19 protein-coding genes and 1 pseudogene are annotated in these 19,955 nt (G+C 62.4%); 15 read left to right on the forward strand and 5 right to left on the reverse strand.

The window, feature by feature from the left end:
• The gene (locus AC1Q6X_RS13480) at nt 1–918 is read right to left on the reverse strand and encodes a LysR family transcriptional regulator (protein ID WP_070290839.1); all 918 of its coding nucleotides are present in this window, start codon (nt 916–918) and stop codon (nt 1–3) included.
• A 227-nt stretch (nt 919–1,145) separates the two neighbouring features.
• Here AC1Q6X_RS13480 and AC1Q6X_RS13485 point away from each other — a divergent pair, with 227 nt between their 5' ends.
• Genes AC1Q6X_RS13485 through AC1Q6X_RS13515 form a run of 7 tightly spaced genes read left to right on the forward strand, consistent with a single transcriptional unit; the run spans nt 1,146 to nt 8,068 of the window.
• A complete protein-coding gene (locus AC1Q6X_RS13485) occupies nt 1,146–2,261 on the forward strand; it encodes a porin (protein WP_227742059.1) in 1,116 nt (371 codons plus the stop codon).
• Nucleotides 2,262–2,318: 57 nt separating this feature from the next.
• Nucleotides 2,319–3,341 (forward strand): ABC transporter substrate-binding protein, encoded by a 1,023-nt coding sequence (locus AC1Q6X_RS13490; protein WP_230501729.1) that lies wholly within the window; start codon nt 2,319–2,321, stop codon nt 3,339–3,341.
• 21 nt (nt 3,342–3,362) lie between these two features.
• On the forward strand, nt 3,363–4,202 hold the full coding sequence (locus tag AC1Q6X_RS13495) for an ABC transporter permease (RefSeq protein WP_230501731.1): 840 nt from the start codon (nt 3,363–3,365) through the stop codon (nt 4,200–4,202).
• Nucleotides 4,199–4,978 carry an ABC transporter permease gene (locus AC1Q6X_RS13500; RefSeq protein ID WP_035822719.1) on the forward strand — a complete coding sequence of 260 codons (780 nt, stop codon included), beginning with the start codon at nt 4,199–4,201 and terminating at the stop codon, nt 4,976–4,978. Before AC1Q6X_RS13495 ends, AC1Q6X_RS13500 begins: the two co-directional genes overlap by 4 nt.
• A 13-nt stretch (nt 4,979–4,991) precedes the next feature.
• Nucleotides 4,992–6,023, forward strand: a complete 1,032-nt coding sequence (locus tag AC1Q6X_RS13505; RefSeq protein ID WP_070220558.1) for an ABC transporter ATP-binding protein — start codon at nt 4,992–4,994, stop codon at nt 6,021–6,023.
• Between the two features lie 19 nt (nt 6,024–6,042).
• A complete protein-coding gene (locus tag AC1Q6X_RS13510) occupies nt 6,043–6,987 on the forward strand; it encodes a nucleoside hydrolase (RefSeq protein WP_492497542.1) in 945 nt (314 codons plus the stop codon).
• A gap of 25 nt (nt 6,988–7,012) precedes the next feature.
• Nucleotides 7,013–8,068 carry an adenosine deaminase family protein gene (locus AC1Q6X_RS13515; protein ID WP_492497544.1) on the forward strand — a complete coding sequence of 352 codons (1,056 nt, stop codon included), beginning with the start codon at nt 7,013–7,015 and terminating at the stop codon, nt 8,066–8,068.
• A 1-nt stretch (nt 8,069) separates the two neighbouring features.
• On the opposite strand, the gene AC1Q6X_RS13520 is transcribed toward AC1Q6X_RS13515, so the two are convergent.
• On the reverse strand, nt 8,070–9,452 hold the full coding sequence (locus tag AC1Q6X_RS13520; RefSeq protein WP_070220554.1) for a short-chain fatty acyl-CoA regulator family protein: 1,383 nt from the start codon (nt 9,450–9,452) through the stop codon (nt 8,070–8,072).
• Nucleotides 9,453–9,606: 154 nt separating this feature from the next.
• On the opposite strand from AC1Q6X_RS13520, the gene AC1Q6X_RS13525 reads away from it, so the two are divergent.
• The 5 genes and pseudogenes from AC1Q6X_RS13525 to mmsB all read left to right on the forward strand — a co-directional run.
• On the forward strand, nt 9,607–11,115 hold the full coding sequence (locus tag AC1Q6X_RS13525; protein WP_230501737.1) for a CoA-acylating methylmalonate-semialdehyde dehydrogenase: 1,509 nt from the start codon (nt 9,607–9,609) through the stop codon (nt 11,113–11,115).
• 9 nt (nt 11,116–11,124) lie between these two features.
• Nucleotides 11,125–12,285, forward strand: coding sequence for an acyl-CoA dehydrogenase family protein (locus AC1Q6X_RS13530; protein ID WP_492497547.1), 1,161 nt, complete (start codon nt 11,125–11,127; stop codon nt 12,283–12,285).
• Entirely contained in the window at nt 12,282–13,067 is a 786-nt protein-coding gene (locus AC1Q6X_RS13535) for an enoyl-CoA hydratase (protein ID WP_492497549.1), read from the forward strand. Before AC1Q6X_RS13530 ends, AC1Q6X_RS13535 begins: the two co-directional genes overlap by 4 nt.
• Nucleotides 13,060–14,187: an enoyl-CoA hydratase/isomerase family protein gene (locus AC1Q6X_RS13540; RefSeq protein ID WP_492419647.1), complete on the forward strand. Its 1,128-nt coding sequence runs from the start codon at nt 13,060–13,062 to the stop codon at nt 14,185–14,187. The genes AC1Q6X_RS13535 and AC1Q6X_RS13540 overlap by 8 nt, the downstream gene beginning before the upstream one ends.
• 14 nt (nt 14,188–14,201) lie before the next feature.
• Nucleotides 14,202–15,110, forward strand: a pseudogene (gene mmsB / locus AC1Q6X_RS13545) (3-hydroxyisobutyrate dehydrogenase); the annotation flags it as partial.
• A 187-nt stretch (nt 15,111–15,297) separates the two neighbouring features.
• Here mmsB and AC1Q6X_RS13550 read toward each other — a convergent pair.
• Both AC1Q6X_RS13550 and AC1Q6X_RS13555 read right to left on the reverse strand, forming a co-directional pair.
• The gene (locus tag AC1Q6X_RS13550) at nt 15,298–15,879 is read right to left on the reverse strand and encodes a hypothetical protein (RefSeq protein WP_070220542.1); all 582 of its coding nucleotides are present in this window, start codon (nt 15,877–15,879) and stop codon (nt 15,298–15,300) included.
• A 41-nt stretch (nt 15,880–15,920) separates the two neighbouring features.
• Complete coding sequence (locus AC1Q6X_RS13555; protein WP_070220540.1) at nt 15,921–16,520, reverse strand: hypothetical protein; 600 nt, start codon at nt 16,518–16,520, stop codon at nt 15,921–15,923.
• A 246-nt stretch (nt 16,521–16,766) separates the two neighbouring features.
• On the opposite strand from AC1Q6X_RS13555, the gene AC1Q6X_RS13560 reads away from it, so the two are divergent.
• Together AC1Q6X_RS13560 and hrcA are read left to right on the forward strand one after the other, a co-directional pair.
• Nucleotides 16,767–17,492 (forward strand): HAD family hydrolase, encoded by a 726-nt coding sequence (locus tag AC1Q6X_RS13560; protein ID WP_492497552.1) that lies wholly within the window; start codon nt 16,767–16,769, stop codon nt 17,490–17,492.
• A 117-nt stretch (nt 17,493–17,609) separates the two neighbouring features.
• Nucleotides 17,610–18,626: a heat-inducible transcriptional repressor HrcA gene (hrcA, locus tag AC1Q6X_RS13565; protein ID WP_035822689.1), complete on the forward strand. Its 1,017-nt coding sequence runs from the start codon at nt 17,610–17,612 to the stop codon at nt 18,624–18,626.
• Nucleotides 18,627–18,677: 51 nt separating this feature from the next.
• Here the strand turns inward: hrcA and fur are convergent, their stop codons facing one another.
• Nucleotides 18,678–19,109 carry a ferric iron uptake transcriptional regulator gene (gene fur, locus AC1Q6X_RS13570; protein WP_034745717.1) on the reverse strand — a complete coding sequence of 144 codons (432 nt, stop codon included), beginning with the start codon at nt 19,107–19,109 and terminating at the stop codon, nt 18,678–18,680.
• A 196-nt stretch (nt 19,110–19,305) separates the two neighbouring features.
• Between fur and AC1Q6X_RS13575 the strand changes: the two genes are divergently transcribed.
• Nucleotides 19,306–19,947, forward strand: coding sequence for an outer membrane protein assembly factor BamE (locus tag AC1Q6X_RS13575; RefSeq protein WP_070220536.1), 642 nt, complete (start codon nt 19,306–19,308; stop codon nt 19,945–19,947).
• Nucleotides 19,948–19,955 lie beyond the last annotated feature (8 nt).

Below are 19,955 nucleotides of genomic sequence, written 5' to 3' on the forward strand. Positions count from 1 at the left end.
TTAAAACCACTGGTCGACCTGCTGCAAATCCTGGCGCAACGCTGAAAAACAGTCGTCCACATGGTGGTTGCGGCTGATTTCATTGCGCCGCATCAGGGCGATCTTGCGCTTGCACGTGGGCTGGCGCAGGGGTGCCACATGCAGATCCTCGTCATTGAGGAAGGTCGTGTACAGGCTGGGCATGATGCCCACGGCGATGCCCGCGCGCACCACGCCATACAGCGACTCGCTGTGTATCATCTGGTACAGGTTTGACGGGCTCAGGCCATGCTGGCGCAGCGCGCTCGAGGCGAACTCCCAGATGCTGCCCTTGGTAAATACAACGATTTCCTGGCCCGCCAATTGCTCCCAGCGCACTTCCTTGAGCGGCGCCAGCGCATGGCGTCCCGCCGTCACCAGCACCAGCTCGTCTTCGAACAGGCCCACGCTTTCCAGCGACACGGAACCGGGCACCTCGATGCCCACGCAAAAGTCCAGCTGGCCCGAATGCAGCGCATGCAGCAAGCCATCGTTGGGCATGTCCGACAGGACGATTTCCACTTCATCTCCATGCTGCTCGCAGTAGCGCGCCACCACGACGGCCGTCATCGCCATGGCCGAGGGGATGGCGCCGATGCGGATGCGATGCCGGCCGCTGCCGATGGCGCGCTGGATATCGGCAAAGGTGTTGCTGGCCGTATTCAATAAATGCGTGGCGTATTCGAGCGCCAGCTTGCCTTCGCGCGTCAGTTCCAGCTGGTGGGTTGTGCGGTTAAACAACTTTTTTCCCAGCTGATTTTCCAGCAGCTTGATCGACGCGCTGAGGGCCGGCTGGGTCACGCACAATTCCTGTGCAGCCTTGCTGAAGCTGTTTACCCGGGCTAGGGTGGAAAACGCTTGTAAATGTCGTAAGGAAATTTTCTTGCTCAGTTCATGCATGGGCGTTGCTTATTAGAAAAAGTAATGGATTTATAAAAATAAACAAATTTTCTTATCCCGCAATTTACCATATTCTGGACTGGTCCTTACTTGTCTTGAAAGCAACAATATTCGGGAGAAGCGCCTGGAATGCGGTGCCGGCACGTACGGCGGCGCGCCATGCAAGGGATGCATCAATAAAATAATTCCAAAAAAACTCAGGGTTTATTCTTTTTAGGGTGGCGGCGATGAACAAATGGATGACGGGAACGATGGTAGTGGGTGGCTTGCTGGCGGCGCAGGGCGCGGCGCAGGCGCAAAGCAGCGTGCAAGTGTATGGACTGCTGTCGGCCGGTATCGGCTATGTGTCGGATGAGGGCAAAGGCAGCCGCACGCATGCGCTGAGCGGCACGAATCAGAATCCCCGCATCGGTTTCCGCGGCCAGGAAGACCTGGGCGACGGCACCAAGGCTATCTTCGTGCTGGAAAACGGTTTTAACGTGATGACGGGCACGGCTTCGCAAAGCGGCCGTCTGTTCGGCCGCCAGTCGTATGTGGGTTTGTCCAGCAACGACAAGGGCACCTTGACCCTGGGCCGCCAGTACGAAGCCGTCAAGGATCTGCTGGGTCCCGTGGTCATCGCCAGTAACGGCGTGCACATCGGCGACAACGACAATGGCTACAACAACCTGCGCGTGCAAAACGCCGTCAAGTATGTCAGCCCGAATATCAGCAACCTGTCGTTCACGGGCTTGTATGGTTTCAGCGAGAACCCGGAAGATTCGAACCGCAACCGCGTCTACAGCATGGGCGCCGGCTACAAGGTCGATGCCTTCAGCTGGGCCGTCGCCTACACCAAGATGGATCGCCCGAACAGCCCCGATGCGCCGAATGGCGCCATCGGCAATGACTATGCCAGTTCCCTGTTGATCTTCAACAAGAGCGCCGTCAAGGGCGCCGGCGTGGACAGCCAGGCCATCGCCGGCACGGGAGGCTTTTATAATGTGGGCAAGACCAAGTTTGGCGCCTTGTACACCAATGTGCGCTACCACTACCTGGATCAAAGCAATCTGACCCTGCAGAACGTGGACTTGAACGTGAACCACAAGCTGACGGAAGCGTTGAACCTGGGCGCGTCGTATTTCTATACGACTGGTAAATATGACGTGATCAACAAGACGCCGAAATGGCACCAGGTTAACTTCCAGGCCGATTACTTCCTGTCCAAGCGCACCGATGTCGCCATCACCTGGAGCTACCAGAAAGCGGCCGGCGATGCGACGTTCGCCCGCGTGTTCGGCTTCGGCGCCTCGGGCGGCAAGACGCAAAGCGTGCTGATCGTTGGCATGCGACATTATTTCTGACACTGATTCATCTTTACAGGCGCTGTCCCGCAGCGCCGTCCCCTGAAAGGAAGCATCTTGAAAAAGCACCTCATGTTGGCGTTGAGCCTAGGCTTGCTGGCCAACGCCGCCCACGCGGAAAAACGCGAGCTGGTCATTTCGGCCTATCCGATTGCCCAGCCCTTGTTCATGAAGTATGTGTACGAGCCGTTCAAGGCCAAATGCGGTTGCGATATCAAGGTGGAAACGGGGAATAATGCGGACCGCATCGCCAAGCTGGTGGTGCACGCCAAGAACCCGGTGATCGACCTGGTGCTGCTGTCCGATTCCGGCATGCTGGAAGCGGCGCAGAAGGGCGTGATCCAGCCCATGGATTACTCCAAGCTGAGCAATTACAAAGCCCTGTACGACGTAGCGAAAAACCCTATCGGCGGCAACTTCGCCGTCGGCTACACCCTGTATTCGGTCGGCCTGGTGTACCGCAGCGACAAGGTTGCCCCGCTGACGTCCTGGAAGGACCTGTGGCGCCCCGAACTGAAGGGCCGCGTGGCCTTCCCCGACGTGAGCACCACGCAGGGTCCCTTGATGCTGCGCATGGCCGACGCGGCCTGGGGCGGCAAGACGGATGACTACGCCACGGGCTTTGCGAAGATCGTCGGCATGAAGGGCAACGTCGTCACGTTCTCGAAAAACAGCGCGCAGCTGGCCGCCCTGTTTGCGCAGGATGAAATCTGGGCCGCGCCCGTGGCGCGCTTTACCTGGTCGCAAATGCTCAAGACGGGTCTGCCCCTGAAGTGGAGCATCCCGGCCGAAGGCCAGGCGGCCGGCATGAACGTGATGGGCATCGTTGCTGGGTCGAAGAACGCGGACCTGGCCTACCAGCTGATGGATTTCTGGCTGTCCAAGGAAGTGCAGACGCAGCTGGCGACCAACCTGGTCGACTCGCCCGTCAACAAGGACGTGCGCCTGTCGGTGGCGGCCGCGCAATTCAATACCTATGGCGCCGATCAAATCAGCTCGCTGAAGTTCGTCAAGCCGGAAACCATCATCAAACAGCGCAGCAACTGGATGACGCAGTGGAACAAGGCCATGAGCAAATAGTGGTGACGAGGAGAAAACACCATGTTTGCTGATCCAAAAAAGCGCCTGGGACTGCTGCTGGTCCTGCCGGCGCTGATCTTTATCGTCGTCTGCTTCCTGCTGCCCGTGCTGGCCTTGCTGGTCGACGCCTTCCGCGTCGGCGACGGCATGCAGTGGGGTGTTGAGCGCTTCGTTGCATTCTTCTCGCAGGAATTCAACCGCACCATCTTCTGGCGCACCCTGCGCATCGCCGCGCTGGTGACCCTGGCGTCCATCATCCTCGGCTATCCGGCCGCGCAAGCCGTGGCGCGCGTGTCGCCGAAGTGGCGCGGTCTGGTGGTCGGCATGATGATTCTGCCGCTGATGGTCTCGCCGATCGCGCGTACCTATGCGTGGATCGTGCTGCTGGGCCGTAATGGCGCCCTCAACGCGGCGCTCGTCAACATGGGTTTCACGGACGAGCCGCTGCGTTTGCTGTTCAGCGAATTCGCCGTCTTTGTCGGCCTGCTGCAATTGCTGCTGCCCTTGATGCTGATGTCGCTGGCGGGCGCGCTGGAAAACCTGCCGCGCGACGTGGAACCGGCCGCGGCGACTTTGGGCGCGAATCCATGGCAAGTATTCTGCAAGGTCACCCTGCCGCTGACGCAGGAAGGCCTGGTGGTCGGCGGCACCCTGGTGTTTACGGGCTGCGTGACGGCCTACGTGACGCCGGCCCTCTTGGGCGGCACCAAGGTGCTGATGCTGGAAACGCTGCTGTACCAGAAGGTCAGCGTGGAGAGCGATTTCGGCGCCGCGAATGTGATCGCCGTCATCCTCGTCTGCATGACCCTGCTGGTGAATGCCGGCCTTAAACGTATTTCCTCGAGCCGGAGTTCCGTATGAAAGAAAGCCTGTTTTCACGTGCCGTTTTATGGCTGGTGTTTTTGTTCCTGCTGGGCCCCTTCGCCATCGTCGTGCTGGCCGGCTTTTCCGGCGGCGAAACCTTGGCCTTCCCGCCCGAATCGTATTCGCTGCGCTGGATCCTCGAAGTGTGGTCGGCGCCCGAGTTCCGCCGCGCCTTCCAGACCAGCCTGGAAATCGGCCTGATCGCCACCGTCATCGCGCTGTTGCTGGGCATCCCCGTCGCGTATGCGTTTTCGCGCATGCCGCCGCCCGGTATCGGCGCCATCCGGCAAATCCTGACATCGCCGCTGATCATTCCCGCCATCCTGGTCGGTTTGGGCTTGCTGCACCACCTGGTGTTGACGATCAATGCGCCCGTGTACGTGGGCCTCTTGATCGGCCATATCGCGCTGCTGATTCCGTACTCGGTGCGTGTCGTGTACGCCAGCCTGGTCAACCTGCGCGTGGATATCGAGGATGCGGCCATCACCCTGGGCGCGTCGCGCCTGCGCGCGTTTTTCATGATCGTGCTGCCGAATATCCGCAACGCCGTGATCGCCGCCTTCTTCCTCGCCTTCGTCACCTCGTTCAACCAGGTGCCCGTCTCGCTGTTCCTCACGGGTCCCGGCATCAGCACCTTGCCCATCGAGATGCTGGGCCATATGGAAAACAGTTTCGATCCGTCGATCGCTGCCCTGTCGACCTTGCTGGTCTTGTTCACCATGGCCTTCGTGATGGTGACCGAAAAGGTGCTGGGCATTTCTAAATACATGTAAGAGGCAACACACGATGAGTTATCTGGAACTGCACAAGCTGAACCTCGGCTACGCCAAGAACACGACGTCCGTGAAAGACCTGGACTTGCACGTCGAGCAGGGCGAGCTGATTTCCCTGCTGGGCCCCAGCGGCTGCGGCAAGACCACCACCATGCGCGCCATCGCCGGCCTGATGCCGCTGCAGTCGGGCCGCATCGTGCTCGACGGCCGCGAAATCGGCAAGCTGGCGCCGAATAAACGCAATATCGGCATGGTCTTCCAGTCGTATGCGCTGTTCCCGCACTTGAACGTGTACGACAACATCGCTTTCGGCCTGCGCCTGCGCAAGGTGGCGCCGGCGCTGCTGAAAACGAAAGTGGAAGCCGTGATCGCTGCCGTGGGACTGACGGGGTTCGAGACGCGCCTGCCGGCGCAGATGTCCGGCGGCCAGCAGCAGCGCGTGGCGCTGGCGCGCGCCATCGTCGTCGAACCGGCCCTGCTGCTGCTCGATGAACCGCTGTCGAACCTGGACGCCAAGCTGCGCGTGCAGATGCGCGCCGAGCTGCGCCGCATCCAGCGCGAACTGGGCATCACCATGCTGTACGTGACGCATGACCAGGAAGAAGCGCTGGCCCTGTCCGACCGCATCGTCGTCATGAATGGCGGGCGCATCGAGCAGCTGGCCGCGCCGGAAGCCGTGTTCAATACGCCGTCCACGCGCTTCGTCGCCAACTTCATGGGTTTCGAAAACCTGTTCGACTACCGCGACGGCGCGCTGCACCACGCCGGTGCCAGCCTGCCGTACACGTCCCCCGTCGCTGCCGGCACCACGGTGCTGGGCTGGCGTCCGGACAAGGTGCGCGTCTGCGCCGCCGACGACGCGGCAGGCCAGTACCCTGGCACCGTGCTGGCGCGCGGTTTCCTGGGCGACACCGTCGAATACCTGCTGCAAACGCCGCTGGGCCAGGTCAAGGGCATTTGCGCGGCCGGCGGCGCCGCCTGGCGCGAAGGCACGGCCGTCTCCTTCGTACTGCCCTCCGACAGCGCCCTGTGGCTGGCTGCCTGATTTTTAACCTGAGACCATCATGACCCAAGCCTTGAAAAAGATCTGGCTCGACACCGATCCCGGTTTCGACGACTGGCTGACGATGCTGCTCTTGGGCAGCAATCCCGACATCGAGTGGCTGGGCGTGAGCGTGGTGGCGGGCAATGCACCCGTCGCCATCACTTACGACAACGCCTTGCGCATCAAGGCCCATGACGGCTTGACGGTGCCGATCTACCGCGGCTGCGAAGAACCGCTGGCCGGCGTCATCGAGACGGCGCAGCGCATCCTCGGCGACAGCGGCATGCCGACCACGGGCGACATCCTGCCGCCCGGTGCCGCCAGTGACGCTGCGGGCCACGCCGTCGACGCGCTGGTCGCCGCCGTGCGCAAGCATCCCGGCCAGATCACCATCATGGCGATCGCACCGATGACGAACCTAGCCACGGCCTTGTCCCGCGCGCCCGATATCGCCGAGAAAATCGTCGAGATCATCCTGATGGGCGGCTCGACCGACCAGGGCAACCATACGGCGGCGGCCGAATTCAATATCTATGCGGACCCGGAAGCGGCCGCCCAGGTGTTCAAATCCGGCATTCCGCTGCGCATGTTCGGTCTGAACCTGTGCCGCCAGCTCCTGGTGACGAATGCGGAAGTGGAACGCCTGCGCGCCCTCGGCACGCCGCGCGCCCTGCGTCTGGCCGGCTACCTGGAAGCGTATGTGCGCATCCGGAGCAGCGACGGTTCCGTGCCCATGCCCATGTACGACCCCGTGGTGGCCCTGTATCTGGAAGCGCCGCAGCTGTTCCAGTTCCAGCCGGCTCACGTGGCCATCGAATTGACGGGCGAACTGACGCGCGGCATGACGGTGTGCGAATTCCGCGTGCCGCGCCGCGCCGCCATCAACACGCAAGTGGCGATGCTGGCCGATGGCCCCGCCGCCATCGAGCGCCTGATGCGCCGCCTGGCCGCCATTCTCGTCTGACCCACTTCACTACGAAACGAGCTTCATGTCTAATTCACCCCTGAGCATCGAACAGTTTTTACGCGCCATGCCGAAGGTGGAGCTGCATTGCCACCTGTTCGGCACGGTGCGGCAAGCCACTTTCCGCGCGCTGGCCGCCAAGACGGGCAATGTCGTCACCCCCGAGGAAATCGACGCGTTTTACACGCGCGGCGACAAGCCCGTCGGCGTGCTGCGCGTGCTGCGCGCGCTCGACGCGCACCTGATCGTCTCGCCGACCGATTTGTATTGCCTCGCCTACGAATACCTGGAAGACGTGCATGGCCATGGCGTGCGCTATGCGGAGTTCTTCTGGAACCCGACCGGCACCGTGCGCGTGTCGGGCATCCGCTACGAGTCGGCGCAGGACGCCATCGTGGCCGCCATCCGCGATGCGCAAAGGGATTTTGGCGTGATCGGCCGTCTGATCCCCAGCATCGACCGCGAAGCGGCTCCTGCCGAAGCCGTGCAGATGGTGGAGTGGATGAAGGCCTACCGCGCGCCGGAAGTGATCGGCATCGGCATCGACTACCGCGAAAACGACCGTCCGCCCGAACTGTTCATCGAAGCCTATCGCGCCGCGCGCGCCGCCGGCTTCAAGTGCACGGCGCATGCGGGCGAATTCGGCATGCCGTGGATGAATGTGGCGACGGCGATAGACGAATTGCAGGTGGACCGGGTCGACCATGGCTACACGATCGTCGACAACCCGGAGCTGGCGCAGCGCTGCGTGGAACGGGGCCTGGTGTTTACGGTGGTGCCCACCAATTCGTATTATCTGCGCACACTGGCGCCCGAGCGCTGGGCGCTCGATCACCCGATCCGCGCCATGGCCAAGCTGGGCCTGAAACTGCATCCGAACACGGACGATCCGACCCTGCACCACGTGACGCCGACGGGCGCCTGGATGATGATGCGCGAATTCGGCTTCGGTCTCGACGACATGCGGGGCTTCATGTTGAATGGCCTGGACGCGGCCTGGATAGACGAGTCCACGCGGCGCGACTGGCGCGCGGAATTTGCGCGCGAATTCGACGCGTTGCGGGCAAGAGTCGTCGGGTAAATCAGGCCGATGCCGGTGGCGGGGCCAGCAGCGACGGAAACGCCCGCTGCGGGCAGCTTTGGCGCTCGCACACCTTGCAGCCCGTGCCGATCGGCGTGGCGCTGGAAGGGTCGTGCAAATCGAGTCCCTTCGAATAGATCAGCCGGTGCGCCTGCGAGATGTCGCAGCCCAGCGCCACGGCAAACGTCTTGCCGGGCGCCCGGAATCCCGGCGAGGCCGTGCTGACCTGGCGCGCGATCCATAAGTAGGTGCAGCCGTCGGGCATGCTGGCCACTTGCGTGAGCACCTGGCCCGGATGGCTGAAGGCGTCGTACACGATCCACAACGGACACGTGCCGCCCACCCGTGAAAAGTGAAAGTCCGTGGCCGACTGGCGCTTCGAGACATTGCCCGCGCGGTCGACGCGCACGAAGAAAAACGGCAGCCCCGCCGCCTCGGGGCGCTGCATGGTGCTCAAACGGTGGCACACGGCCTCGAAGCCCACGCCGAACTGGTGCGCCAGGCGCTCGATGTCGTAGGCGCGCGTTTCCGCCGCCTGTAAAAAACGCTGGTACGGCATCAAGAGGGCGCCGGCGAAATAATTGGAAAACGCCAGGCGCGCGCCCGTCTGCGCGGCCGCGCCCGAGAGTCCCGCCGCCAGCACGAGCGCGTCGATCAGGTCGCTGTGTTCGAGCAGGCTGATTTGCGCCGCCATCTGGAAGGCGCGCTGGCCACCTGTCAGGGTGTCGGGCAGAAACAGGATATGTTGTTGCGCATCGTAGCGGTGCTTGCGCACCATGCCCGCGTCGCCATCGGACAGCCGCACCTGGATGCCGTGGCGCTCCAGCAGCCGGCCTTGCAGCGCGTCGAGCGTGCGCAGGGAGGGATCGAGTTCGCCCGCCACCCGTTCGGCCGCCCGGTCCAGCTCATCGATGTAGTTTTGCCGCCGGTTCAGGTATTCGCGCACTTCCTCGTCCGTGGAGGGGGCCGCCGAGCTGGCGCCGCGGCTGCCGTCGTCGAGGCGCGCGGCCAGCGTATCGGCCCGTTCCGCCATCACGCGGTAGCGCCGCTGCAGGAGCAAAATCGAGCGCGCCAGTTCCGGCATGTTTTCCACCAGCATTTTCAATTCCGCCATCGAGGTGGGCGGCGCGTCGGGCAATTCGCCGAACACGTCGCGCACGTCCGCCACCAGGCTGGCGCTGTCGTGTTCGGAAAAGATTTGCGGGTCAACGCCCAGCACCGTGCCGATGCGTAACAGAATCGGCACCGTCAGCGGGCGCTGGTTGCGCTCCATCTGGTTCAGGTAGCTGGGCGAGATGCCCAGGGCCTTGGCCAATGCCACCTGCGTCATGCGCCGTTCCTCGCGCAGCCGCTGCAGGCGCACGCCCATGAAAACCTTTGCCATCGCGTTTCCTCTTCCCCGTTTGTGGAATCTGCAAATTTACAATCTTTGCAGATTAACAGATTCGTCTTTGCATTATCTCGCATTTTCACGCCTTGTTTGCAGGCTGGATTGTGCGAATAATGCAAACAGACCTATACCAACCAGGAGACTCCGAGTGACCACGCAAAACACAATTCCGACCGTTCCCCTCTTGATCAACGGCGAATGGGTTGAATCCCGCACCACCGTCTGGCGCGACGTCGTCAACCCCGCCACGCAGGAAGTCCTGGCCAAGGTACCGTTCGCTACGCCCGATGAAGTCAACGCGGCCATCGCCTCGGCCCAGCGCGCCTTCAAAACCTGGCGCAAGACGCCGATCGGCGCCCGCGCGCGCATTTTCCTGAAATTGCAGCAGCTGATCCGCGAAAACATGGCCGATCTGGCCGCCACCCTGACGATGGAACAGGGCAAGACTTTGCTGGACGCGGAAGGCGACGTCTTCCGCGGCCTGGAGGTGGTGGAACATGCGGCCAATATCGGCACCCTGCAGATGGGCGAATACGCGCAAAACGTGGCCGGCGGCGTCGATACCTACAGCGTGATGCAGCCGCTGGGCGTGTGCGCCGGCATTACCCCGTTCAATTTCCCCGCCATGATCCCCCTGTGGATGTTCCCGATGGCGATTGCCTGCGGCAATACCTTCGTGTTGAAACCATCGGAGCAAGACCCGCTCGTGACGGAAAAACTCGTGCGCCTGGCCTTGCAGGCGGGCATCCCGGCTGGCGTGTTGAACGTCATCCACGGCGGCGAAGACGTGGTCAACGCCCTGTGCGACCATCCGGACATCAAGGCGATCTCGTTTGTCGGCTCCAGCAAGGTGGGCACGCATGTGTACCAGCGCGCCAGCCTGAACGGCAAGCGCGCGCAATGCATGATGGGCGCCAAGAACCACGCCGTCGTCTTGCCGGACGCCAATAAAGAACAGACCCTGAACCAGTTGCTGGGCGCCGGTTTCGGCGCGGCCGGCCAGCGCTGCATGGCGGCGTCCGTCGCCGTGCTGGTGGGCGAGGCGCGCGAGTGGCTGCCGGAACTGGCCGCCAAGGCGCAAACCCTGACGGTGGGCGCGGGCAAGGATAATCCGGATCTGGGCCCCGTGATCTCGTGCGCGGCGAAAGAGCGCGTGCATAGCCTCGTCGCCAAAGGCATCGAGCAGGGCGCCGTGCTGACGCTCGATGGCCGCGACGTGAAGGTCGATGGCTATCCGAACGGCAACTTCGTCGGCCCGACGATCTTGTCCGGCGTAAAACCCGGCATGGTCGTGTATGACCAGGAAATCTTTGGTCCCGTCCTGATCGTCGTGGAAGTCGATACCCTGGACGAAGCCATTGAACTGGTGAATGCGAATCCGAACGGCAATGGCACGGCCCTGTTCACGCAGAGCGGCGCGGCCGCGCGCTATTTCCAGGAAGAAATCGACGTGGGCCAGGTCGGCATCAACGTGCCGATTCCCGTGCCCGTTCCCCTGTTCAGCTTTACTGGCTCGCGCGGCTCCAAGCTGGGCGACCTGGGTCCGTTCGGCAAGCAGGTCGTGCTGTTCTACACGCAGACGCAGACGATTACCCAGCGCTGGTTCACGGATGCGGCCTCGGTGGGCAAGGTCAACACCACCATCAGCCTCAAGTAAGGAGCTGCCATGGACTTTGAATTGAGCGACGAGCAGCGTGAGTTCCAGCAGGCGGCGCGTGCGTTTGCCGAAGGCGAACTGACGCCGCACGCGGCGCATTGGGATGCGGAATCGATCTTCCCCGTGGACACCATCGCCAAGGCGGGCGAGATGGGCTTTTGCGGCCTGTACACGCCGCAGCGCTGGGGCGGCCTGGGCCTGTCGCGCCAGGATGCGGCCATCGTGTTTGAAGAGCTGGCCGGCGGCTGCACCTCGACCACGGCCTATATCACGATCCATAACATGGCCACCTGGATGCTGTCGCGCTGGGGACAGGAAGCCCTGTGCGACGAGTGGGTGCCAGCGCTGGCGGCCGGCCGGAAGCTGGCCAGCTATTGCCTGACGGAACCGCAATCAGGTTCCGACGCGGCGTCCTTGCGCACCAAGGCAGTAAAAGAGGGCGATTTTTACGTGCTCGACGGTACGAAAGCGTTCATCTCGGGCGCGGGGCAGACGGATATGCTGATCGTCATGGCACGCACGGGCGGTGAGGGTGCGGCCGGTATTTCCGCCTTTGCCGTGCCGGCGAATTTGCCCGGTATCGTGTATGGCAAGAAAGAAGAAAAGATGGGCTGGAACAGCCAGCCCACGCGCATCATCAGCTTCGACCAGGTGAAAGTGCCTGTCGGTAACTTGCTGGGTGCGGAAGGCGAAGGTTTTGCCATTGCCATGAAGGGCATCGATGGCGGGCGCATCAATATCGCCGTGTGCTCGGTGGGCACGGCGCAGGCGGCCCTCACGCGCGCGCAAACGTATATGAAGGAGCGCACGCAGTTCGGCCGCGAACTGGCGCAGTTCCAGGCCCTGCAATTCAAACTGGCCGACATGCTGACGGAGCTGGTGGCGGCGCGCCAGATGGTGCGCCTGGCGGCCTGGAAACTGGACCAGGAAAGCCCGGACGCCACGGCGTATTGCGCCATGGCAAAGCGTTTCGCCACGGACGTGGGTTTCAATGTGGCCAACGATGCGCTGCAATTGCATGGCGGCTACGGCTACATCCGCGAGTACCCGCTCGAGCGCCACGTGCGCGACACGCGGGTGCACCAGATCCTGGAAGGGACGAATGAAATCATGCGCCTGATCGTCGCGCGAGCGATTTTGAAAGACGGCGCCACGGAGACCTTACGATGAGCAAAGTGTATACAAATTTACTGCTGGAACGCCGTGGCCATACGGCCCTGGTGACCCTCGACAACCCGCCCGCCCACACGTGGACCCTGGCCAGCCTGAACGCCCTGAAGGAACTGGTGGCCGACCTGAATGCGGACGCCGACGTGTACGCTCTCGTGATCACGGGCGGCGGCGCCAAGTTCTTCTCGGCCGGCGCCGACCTGAACGTATTTGCCGACGGTAACAAGGACACGGCATTCGCCATGGCCGCCGCGTTTGGCGAGGCGTTCGAGGCATTGTCCGCGTTTCGCGGCGTCAGCATCGCCGCCATCAACGGCTACGCCATGGGCGGCGGGCTCGAATGCGCGCTCGCGTGCGATATCCGCATTGCCGAGGAACACGCGCAGATGGCCTTGCCGGAAGCCTCGGTCGGCCTGTTGCCATGCGCGGGCGGCACGCAGCACTTGCCGTGGCTGGTGGGCGAAGGCTGGGCCAAGCGCATGATTTTGTGCGGCGAGAGAGTCGATGCGGCCAAGGCCCTGGCCATCGGCCTCGTCGAGGAAGTTGTTCCAACCGGCAAGGCTGCCGCCACGGCGTTGACCCTGGCTGCCAAAGTGGCGCGCCAGAGCCCGAGCAGCGTGACGGCATGCAAGACCCTGATCCAGGGCGCGCGCAGCCATCCGCTGGTCAACTCCTTGCCCGACGAGCGCACCCTGTTCCTCGGCTTGTTCGATACGCAAGACCAGAAAGAGGGCGTGCAGGCGTTCCTGGAAAAACGTCCGGCGGAGTGGAAGAATGGTTGAGACTTTGCTTGAAACCGTGAAAATCGAGGAGCGCGACTGTCCCGGCGGCATGAAGCTGGGCGTCATCACCCTCGATGCGCCCAAATCCCTGCACGCGCTGACCCTGGACATGATACGCGCCATTGACGGCGCTCTCGTGCGCTGGGCCGCTGACGACGCCGTCGCCTGCGTGGTGCTGCAGTCGTCGACCGACAAGGCCTTTTGCGCGGGCGGCGACGTGCGCAGCCTGCGTTCGGCCGTGGTGGAACAGCCCGGTGTCGTGCCGAACCCGCAGGCGCTGGCCTTCTTTGCCGAGGAATACCGGCTCGACCACCGCATCCATACGTATGCGAAACCGCTGCTGGTGTGGGGCGGCGGCATCGTCATGGGCGGCGGCCTGGGCCTGATGGCCGGTGCCAGCCACCGCGTCGTGACGGAAAGCACGCGTATCGCCATGCCGGAAATCACGATTGGCCTGTTCCCCGACGTGGGCGGCAGCTGGTTTCTGGGCCGCATGCCGGGGCGCAGCGGTCTGTTCCTGGGTTTGACGGGCGCGCCCTTGAACGGGGCCGACGCCCTGTTCGCGGGCCTGGGCGACTATTTCCTGCGCCAGGAAGAGCGAAACATGGTGCTCGACGCGCTGACGCTGGCGCAATGGCAAGCCAGTCCGCAAGCGAACAGCGAGCAGCTGGACCGCCTGCTGCGCGGCTTCTCGGCGCCATCCTCCATGCTGCCCGTGTCCGAAGTGCGCGCTAACTTCGACGCCATCGCCGCGCTGACGCAAGCGCCCACCTTGCCCGAAGTGGTGGCTGCCATCGCCGCGTATGACGGCGATTCGGTCTGGTTGCAAAAGGCGGCCCACTCGCTGGACAAGGGCGCGCCCACTTCGGCCGCGCTGGTGTGGGCCATGCGCGAGCGCACGCGCCATCTGAGCCTGGCGCAAGTGTTCCAGCTGGAACTCATTGTCGCCGTGCAATGTTGCGCCCATGCAGACTTCAGCGAAGGCGTGCGTGCCTTGCTGATCGACAAGGACAACGCGCCGCAGTGGCAGCCGGCCAGCCTGGCCGAGGTCAGCGAGACGTATCTCAATGAATATTTCACGGCGCCATGGGATAGCCATCCTTTGCGCGACCTGCATTAAAAGAACAACAGGAGACACATATGCAACATATCGCTTTTATCGGCCTGGGCAACATGGGCGCGCCAATGGCCCGCAACCTGGTGGCCGCCGGTTTCCACGTGTCCGTGTTCGACCTGGCGCCGGCGGCTGTGGCGTCGCTGGTCGAGGCGGGCGCCACGGCGGCCGCATCCGCCAGCGCGGCCGTGCAGACGGCGGACGCCGTCATCACCATGCTGCCAGCCAACAAGCACGTGCAGGAACTGTACCTGGCGGCAGGCGGCGTGCTCGATTCGGCCAAGCCCGGTGCCCTGTTCATCGACTGCAGCACCATCGCCGCCGACGTGGCGCGGCAAGTGGCGCAGGCGGCCAGCGAGCGGGGCTTTGCCATGATCGATGCGCCCGTCTCGGGCGGCACGGCGGGCGCGGCGGCCGGCACGCTGACCTTCATCGTCGGCGGCAGCGAGGCTGCCTTGCAGCAGGCGCGTCCCCTGCTGGAAAAGATGGGCAAGAACATCTTCCATGCGGGCGAGGCGGGTGCGGGCCAGGTGGCGAAGATTTGCAACAACATGCTGCTGGGCATACTGATGGCGGGGACGGCCGAGGCGCTGAACCTGGGAGTGGCGCATGGCCTCGATCCGAAAGTCTTGTCCGACATCATGGGCAAGAGTTCGGGGCGCAACTGGACCCTGGAAGTGTACAACCCGTGGCCCGGCGTCATGGACGGCACGCCCGCGTCGCGCAATTACACGGGCGGCTTCGGCACGGCGCTGATGCTGAAGGACCTGGGTCTGGCGCAGCAGTCGGCCCTGTCGGCGAACGCGCCCACGCCCCTGGGCGGGCTGGTGCGCCAGCTGTACCAGATGCATGCGCAAGCCGGCTATGCGCAGCAGGATTTCTCCAGCATCGTGCAGATGCTGCAGCCGGGCTTGGATAAACCCGCCTGAGGAATTTTGGACAAAAAAAAGCCCGCTGGTGAAAGCGGGCTAAATCCAATTCTTGGAAGAGTTGGAGGAGACAGATGCATTATGCTGCATCGCCACATATAACTCCAATTTATCTTTCGAATATCAAATATAGATTTTCGTGATATCTCTTCCTGGCAGCCGCGTCGCGGCTGCCAGCGCCACAGTCTTAGCCTGGATTGCAGGCGATCTGCACGGTGGTCACGTTTGCTTCACCCATCACACCGACGCCCGTGTTGGGTGCCACGGTGCATTTCAAGCCGGTAGGCTGGGTAAAGACGCTGATGCCATACTTGTCGCCATCGGCAACAGGCGATGCCAGAGTGAAGGTCGTGCTGCCTTTGGCCACCGTGGTTTGCGCATTGCCGTTGATCAGGACCAGGCCGTCGGCTGTCAGGCCAGTCACCGTGCCGCCTACCGTGTACGCGTTTCGCGCACAGGAAACCGATGCCTGGATACTGACGTAGTGACCGGCCGAGCCGGTTCCGCCACTGACGGTGCAAGTCATGTGGGCTGGCTGGGTCTGTACGGTGATGTTGTAGTCGGTACCATAGTCGATGCGCTTGCCAAAGGTAAACGAGGTCTGGCCGGCTTTGATCGGGAGCGGATCGCCGCCATTGACCAGGACCAGGCCTTCGGTGTTCAAGTTGCTGACGGTGCCACTGACATCATACGAGGCCTTGCCGCCGCAAGCAGCCAATCCCAGGGTCAACAGCAGCGCGGCGATAGGGCGCAGGCAGGATAACTTCATGTATTTCTCCAATCCAATATAGTGGTGACGAATCGCGTGGCTTACTGCGCCGTGCAGTTCAGTGCGGCGCCGGTCGTGGCGGCTGAGCCCATGGTGCCGACGACATCGCGGCCGTTGGCGCTGGCAGAACCCACGAAACTGCACGTCTGGCCCGTTGGATACGTCGCGATGGAAATATTGTAGGCAATGCCGTCATTGACATTCGGGAACGTATAGCTGGTGCTGCCTTTCAGCGGGCTGGTGGTGATATTGCCGATGGCCAGGGTCAAACCGTCGGCGGTCAGGCCCGTGATCGTGCCGCTCAGCGGGTAGGTATTGGTCACGCAAATCACCTGGGCCGTGGTCACGGTATAGCTCGATGCCTTGCCGGCGCCATTGGTAATCGTGCACACGGCGCCTTTTGGCTGTTGCGCGATGGTGATATCGTAGCGGTCATCGGTGCTGACCAGCTTGGTGAAAACAAAGGAAGTCTGGCCTGAGGTGACAGGCAGGCGTTCGCCGTCATTCAGCAGAATCAGGCCATCTTTTGCCAGATTGACGACTTGGCCGCTCAGATACAGATTGCCGCCGCTGCCGCCGCAGGCCGCCAATGTGACGGCGCAAGCCGCCGCCAGCATCGAGCGCAGGTACAAATTTTTCATACATTCTCCAAAACGAATTAGGTTGGGTAGCGCAACGCGGACGCTGGCGCCGCATTGGAATGGCGCCTATTTTAGTCTATCTGGCAAGCCGGATGATCTTGCCTTGTATCACCCTGTAACAATTTTTCGCCGGGAAGCGCCGGCCCGGCCCCATTTCATGGGGGCGCCGCCATGCCGGCGGCGGCGATCGGTGCGACAATAGCTGCGGGCTGCGCACCGTGACGCGGCATCTATATAGTGAGTTCCATGTATCTTGCCCCTGTAAAACCTGCCGTGCCGCCCAAGGCCATCCTCTTCGACCTCGACGATACCTTGTGGCCCATCGCCCCCGTGATTGCCGCCGCCGAAACCCTGCTGCACGACTGGCTGGCCACGCATGCGCCCAAGGTGGCGCAGCAGTTTTCCATCGAGCTGTTGCGCCAGCACCGTCTGGCCATGCTCAATGAACAACCGCATTTCCATGGCAATTTGATCGAGCTGCGCCGCGCGGGCTTGCTGACCGCCTTCGAGGCCGCCGGCGAAGATCCCGCCCTGGTCGACGGCGCCATCGCGCAGTTCCTGGCGGCGCGCCATCGCGTGCAGCCGTATGACGATGTCTTGCCCGGCCTGGCCTGGATGGGGCAGCGCATGCTGGTCGGCTCGATCTCGAATGGCAATGCGGACCTTGAAATTATCGGCCTGGCGCAGCATTTTAAAGTGTCGATTGCCGCCAGCGATTTCGGCGTCGCCAAGCCCGACGCCAGCATCTTCCTGGCCGCTTGCGCCGCGCTGGGCGTGGCGCCGCATGAGGCCGTGTATGTCGGCGACGATCTGTATTTCGACGTCACGGGGGCGCAAGGGGCGGGCATGCGTGCCGTGTGGATGAACCGCAAGGGCAGCGATGCCCATTTGGCCGCCGGCGTGCAGCCCGACGCCATCTGCGCCAACTTTGATGAATTGCTGCTGTGGCTGCAGGAGCAACTGGAAGATTGATCGCCGTCGGACGGGCGAACGTGCATAATAGGCGCTGTTGATGCACGTTCGGCCGCTTTCGTTGCCGCTTGCTTAACAATATGCTTGTTTAAAGAATATTTGCTTACCTAAGACACCATGCAACTCGATACACGTGCCCAAACACTGCTGAAAGCCCTGGTCGAGCGATATATCGCCGACGGCCTGCCGGTCGGTTCGCGCGCCTTGTCGAAAATTTCCGGCCTCGACCTGTCGCCGGCCACGATCCGCAACATCATGGCCGACCTGGAAGAGCTCGGTTATGTGTCCAGTCCGCATACCTCGGCCGGACGCATCCCCACGCCGCGCGGCTACCGCATCTTTGTCGACACCTTGCTGACCGTCCGGCACCTGGACGAGCACATGGTGGAGTCGCGCATGCGCCTGCAGACGCCGCAGCCGCAAAAAACCATCGCCAACGCGGCGCAGATGCTGTCGTCGCTGTCGCAGTTCGCCGGCGTCGTGCTCAGCCCGCGCCGCGAATCCGTATTCCAGCAAATCGAATTCCTGCGCCTGTCCGAAAAACGCATCCTGCTCGTTATCGTGGCTCCCGGCGGCGATGTGCAGAACCGTTTATTGCTGACGGAGGCCGACTATACGCCGGCGCAACTGGTGCAATCGGCCAATTACATCAACCAGAATTACGGCGGCCTGTCGTTCGACGCCGTGCGCGTGCGTCTGCAGGGTGAATTGCGCCAGTTGCGCGACGACATGGGCAGCCTGATGCAGGCGGCCGTGGAAGCGGGCAGCGAAGCGATGGCCGACCATAGCGACGACATGGTCATTTCCGGCGAGCGCAACTTGCTCAGCGTGAGCGATCTGTCATCGAATATGCATTCGCTGCGCCAGATGTTCGACATGTTCGAGCAAAAGACGGGCTTGATGCAGCTGCTCGACGTGTCGAGCAAGGCGACGGGCGTGCAGATTTTCATCGGCGGCGAATCGAACCTGGTGCCGATGGATGAGATGAGCGTGGTGACGGCGCCGTATGAAGTCAACGGCAAGATCGTGGGAACGTTGGGAGTGATTGGACCGACGCGCATGGCTTACGAGCGCGTTATCCCGATCGTCGACATCACGGCCAAGCTGCTGTCGAGCGCGCTCAGCCATCATTGATGCGGTTCAATGCTGCGCCGGCCGGCCCCTTGCGGGAACGGCCGGCGTGGGTCAGGCTGTTTTGTGCGGGCAAGCTGTCTTGGTGCAGTTGCCGTAGATGGCCAGGGCGTGTTCGGCGATCTTGAAGCCGCGCTCTTCGGCCACTTTTTGCTGGCGGATTTCGATTTCTTCGTCGAAGAATTCTTCGACCCGGCCACAGTCGAGGCACACCAGGTGGTCATGGTGGGAGCCTTCGTTGAGTTCGAAAATCGCCTTGCCGGTTTCAAAATGGTTGCGGTTAAGCAAGCCGGCTTGTTCGAATTGCGTGAGGACACGGTAGACAGTTGCCAAGCCGACATCCATATTGTCGGCCAGCAGAATCTTGTAGACGTCTTCCGCGGTCAGGTGGCGTACCGGGCTACTCTGGAAGATATCGAGTATCTTCAGCCGTGGCAGGGTGGCTTTCAGGCCGCTTGCCTTGAGATCACTAGGATTGTTACTCATGTTTGTTGCTCGTATGTGGGTCAGGTGCTTTATCATATAGCGTTTTGTCGGGGAGTGCCAAAATATGCTTTTTTTTGGCGGGCCGGTCACTCCTGGCGTTTTGTTCATCCAATTGAGGTCATTTATGCGCGTAACCCCGGCTGTATTGCCATCTCTCTGGCACCGTATTTCATTTCGAGCACCAGTCGTGGCAGGCATGGTCTGTGTCGCGCTGGCCGTGTCCGGCTGCGCCAACCGTGGCATTCTTGGCGAAAAGCCGGCAGCTGCTCAAAAAGAAGGCAAGGAACTGGTTCCCGAACAGGGCGCACAAACGACCACCATTACGCCGCTGCAAAAATTCATGTGGTTTTTCTCGCCCTACCGTCCTGACATTCAACAAGGCAACTTTGTCTCCGAAGAGATGCTGGCCCAGTTGAAAGTAGGCATGACGCGCGACCAGGTGCGTTTCGTCCTCGGCACTTCGCTGCTGACCGATATCTTCCATGCCGACCGCTGGGATTATCCATTCCGTCTGGCGCGGGGCAGTGGCGAAACCACCAGCAGCCGCGTGGTCGTGTACTTCGGCAAGGATGGCAAGGTTGAACGTTTCGAAGGCGGCAACTTGCCGACGGAGAAAGAATATATCGACCGCATCGCCGGCCCGTCGCCATTCGCCAAGGTCGCCAAGGCCGACGTGCCTGCCGCCGTCGTGCCATCGCCCGTGGCGCCGAGCGCCGTGCCCGTGCCGGCCGATGCCGCTCCTGCCATTCCTGTGAGCAAGCCTGACGTTGCACCAGCACCAGCAACGGCGCCTGCCGCCGAGCCAGCACCGACGCCTGCCGCCGAACCCACCAAATAAGTTGTTGT

Source organism: Janthinobacterium sp. GW823-FHT06H09 (assembly GCF_058794735.1).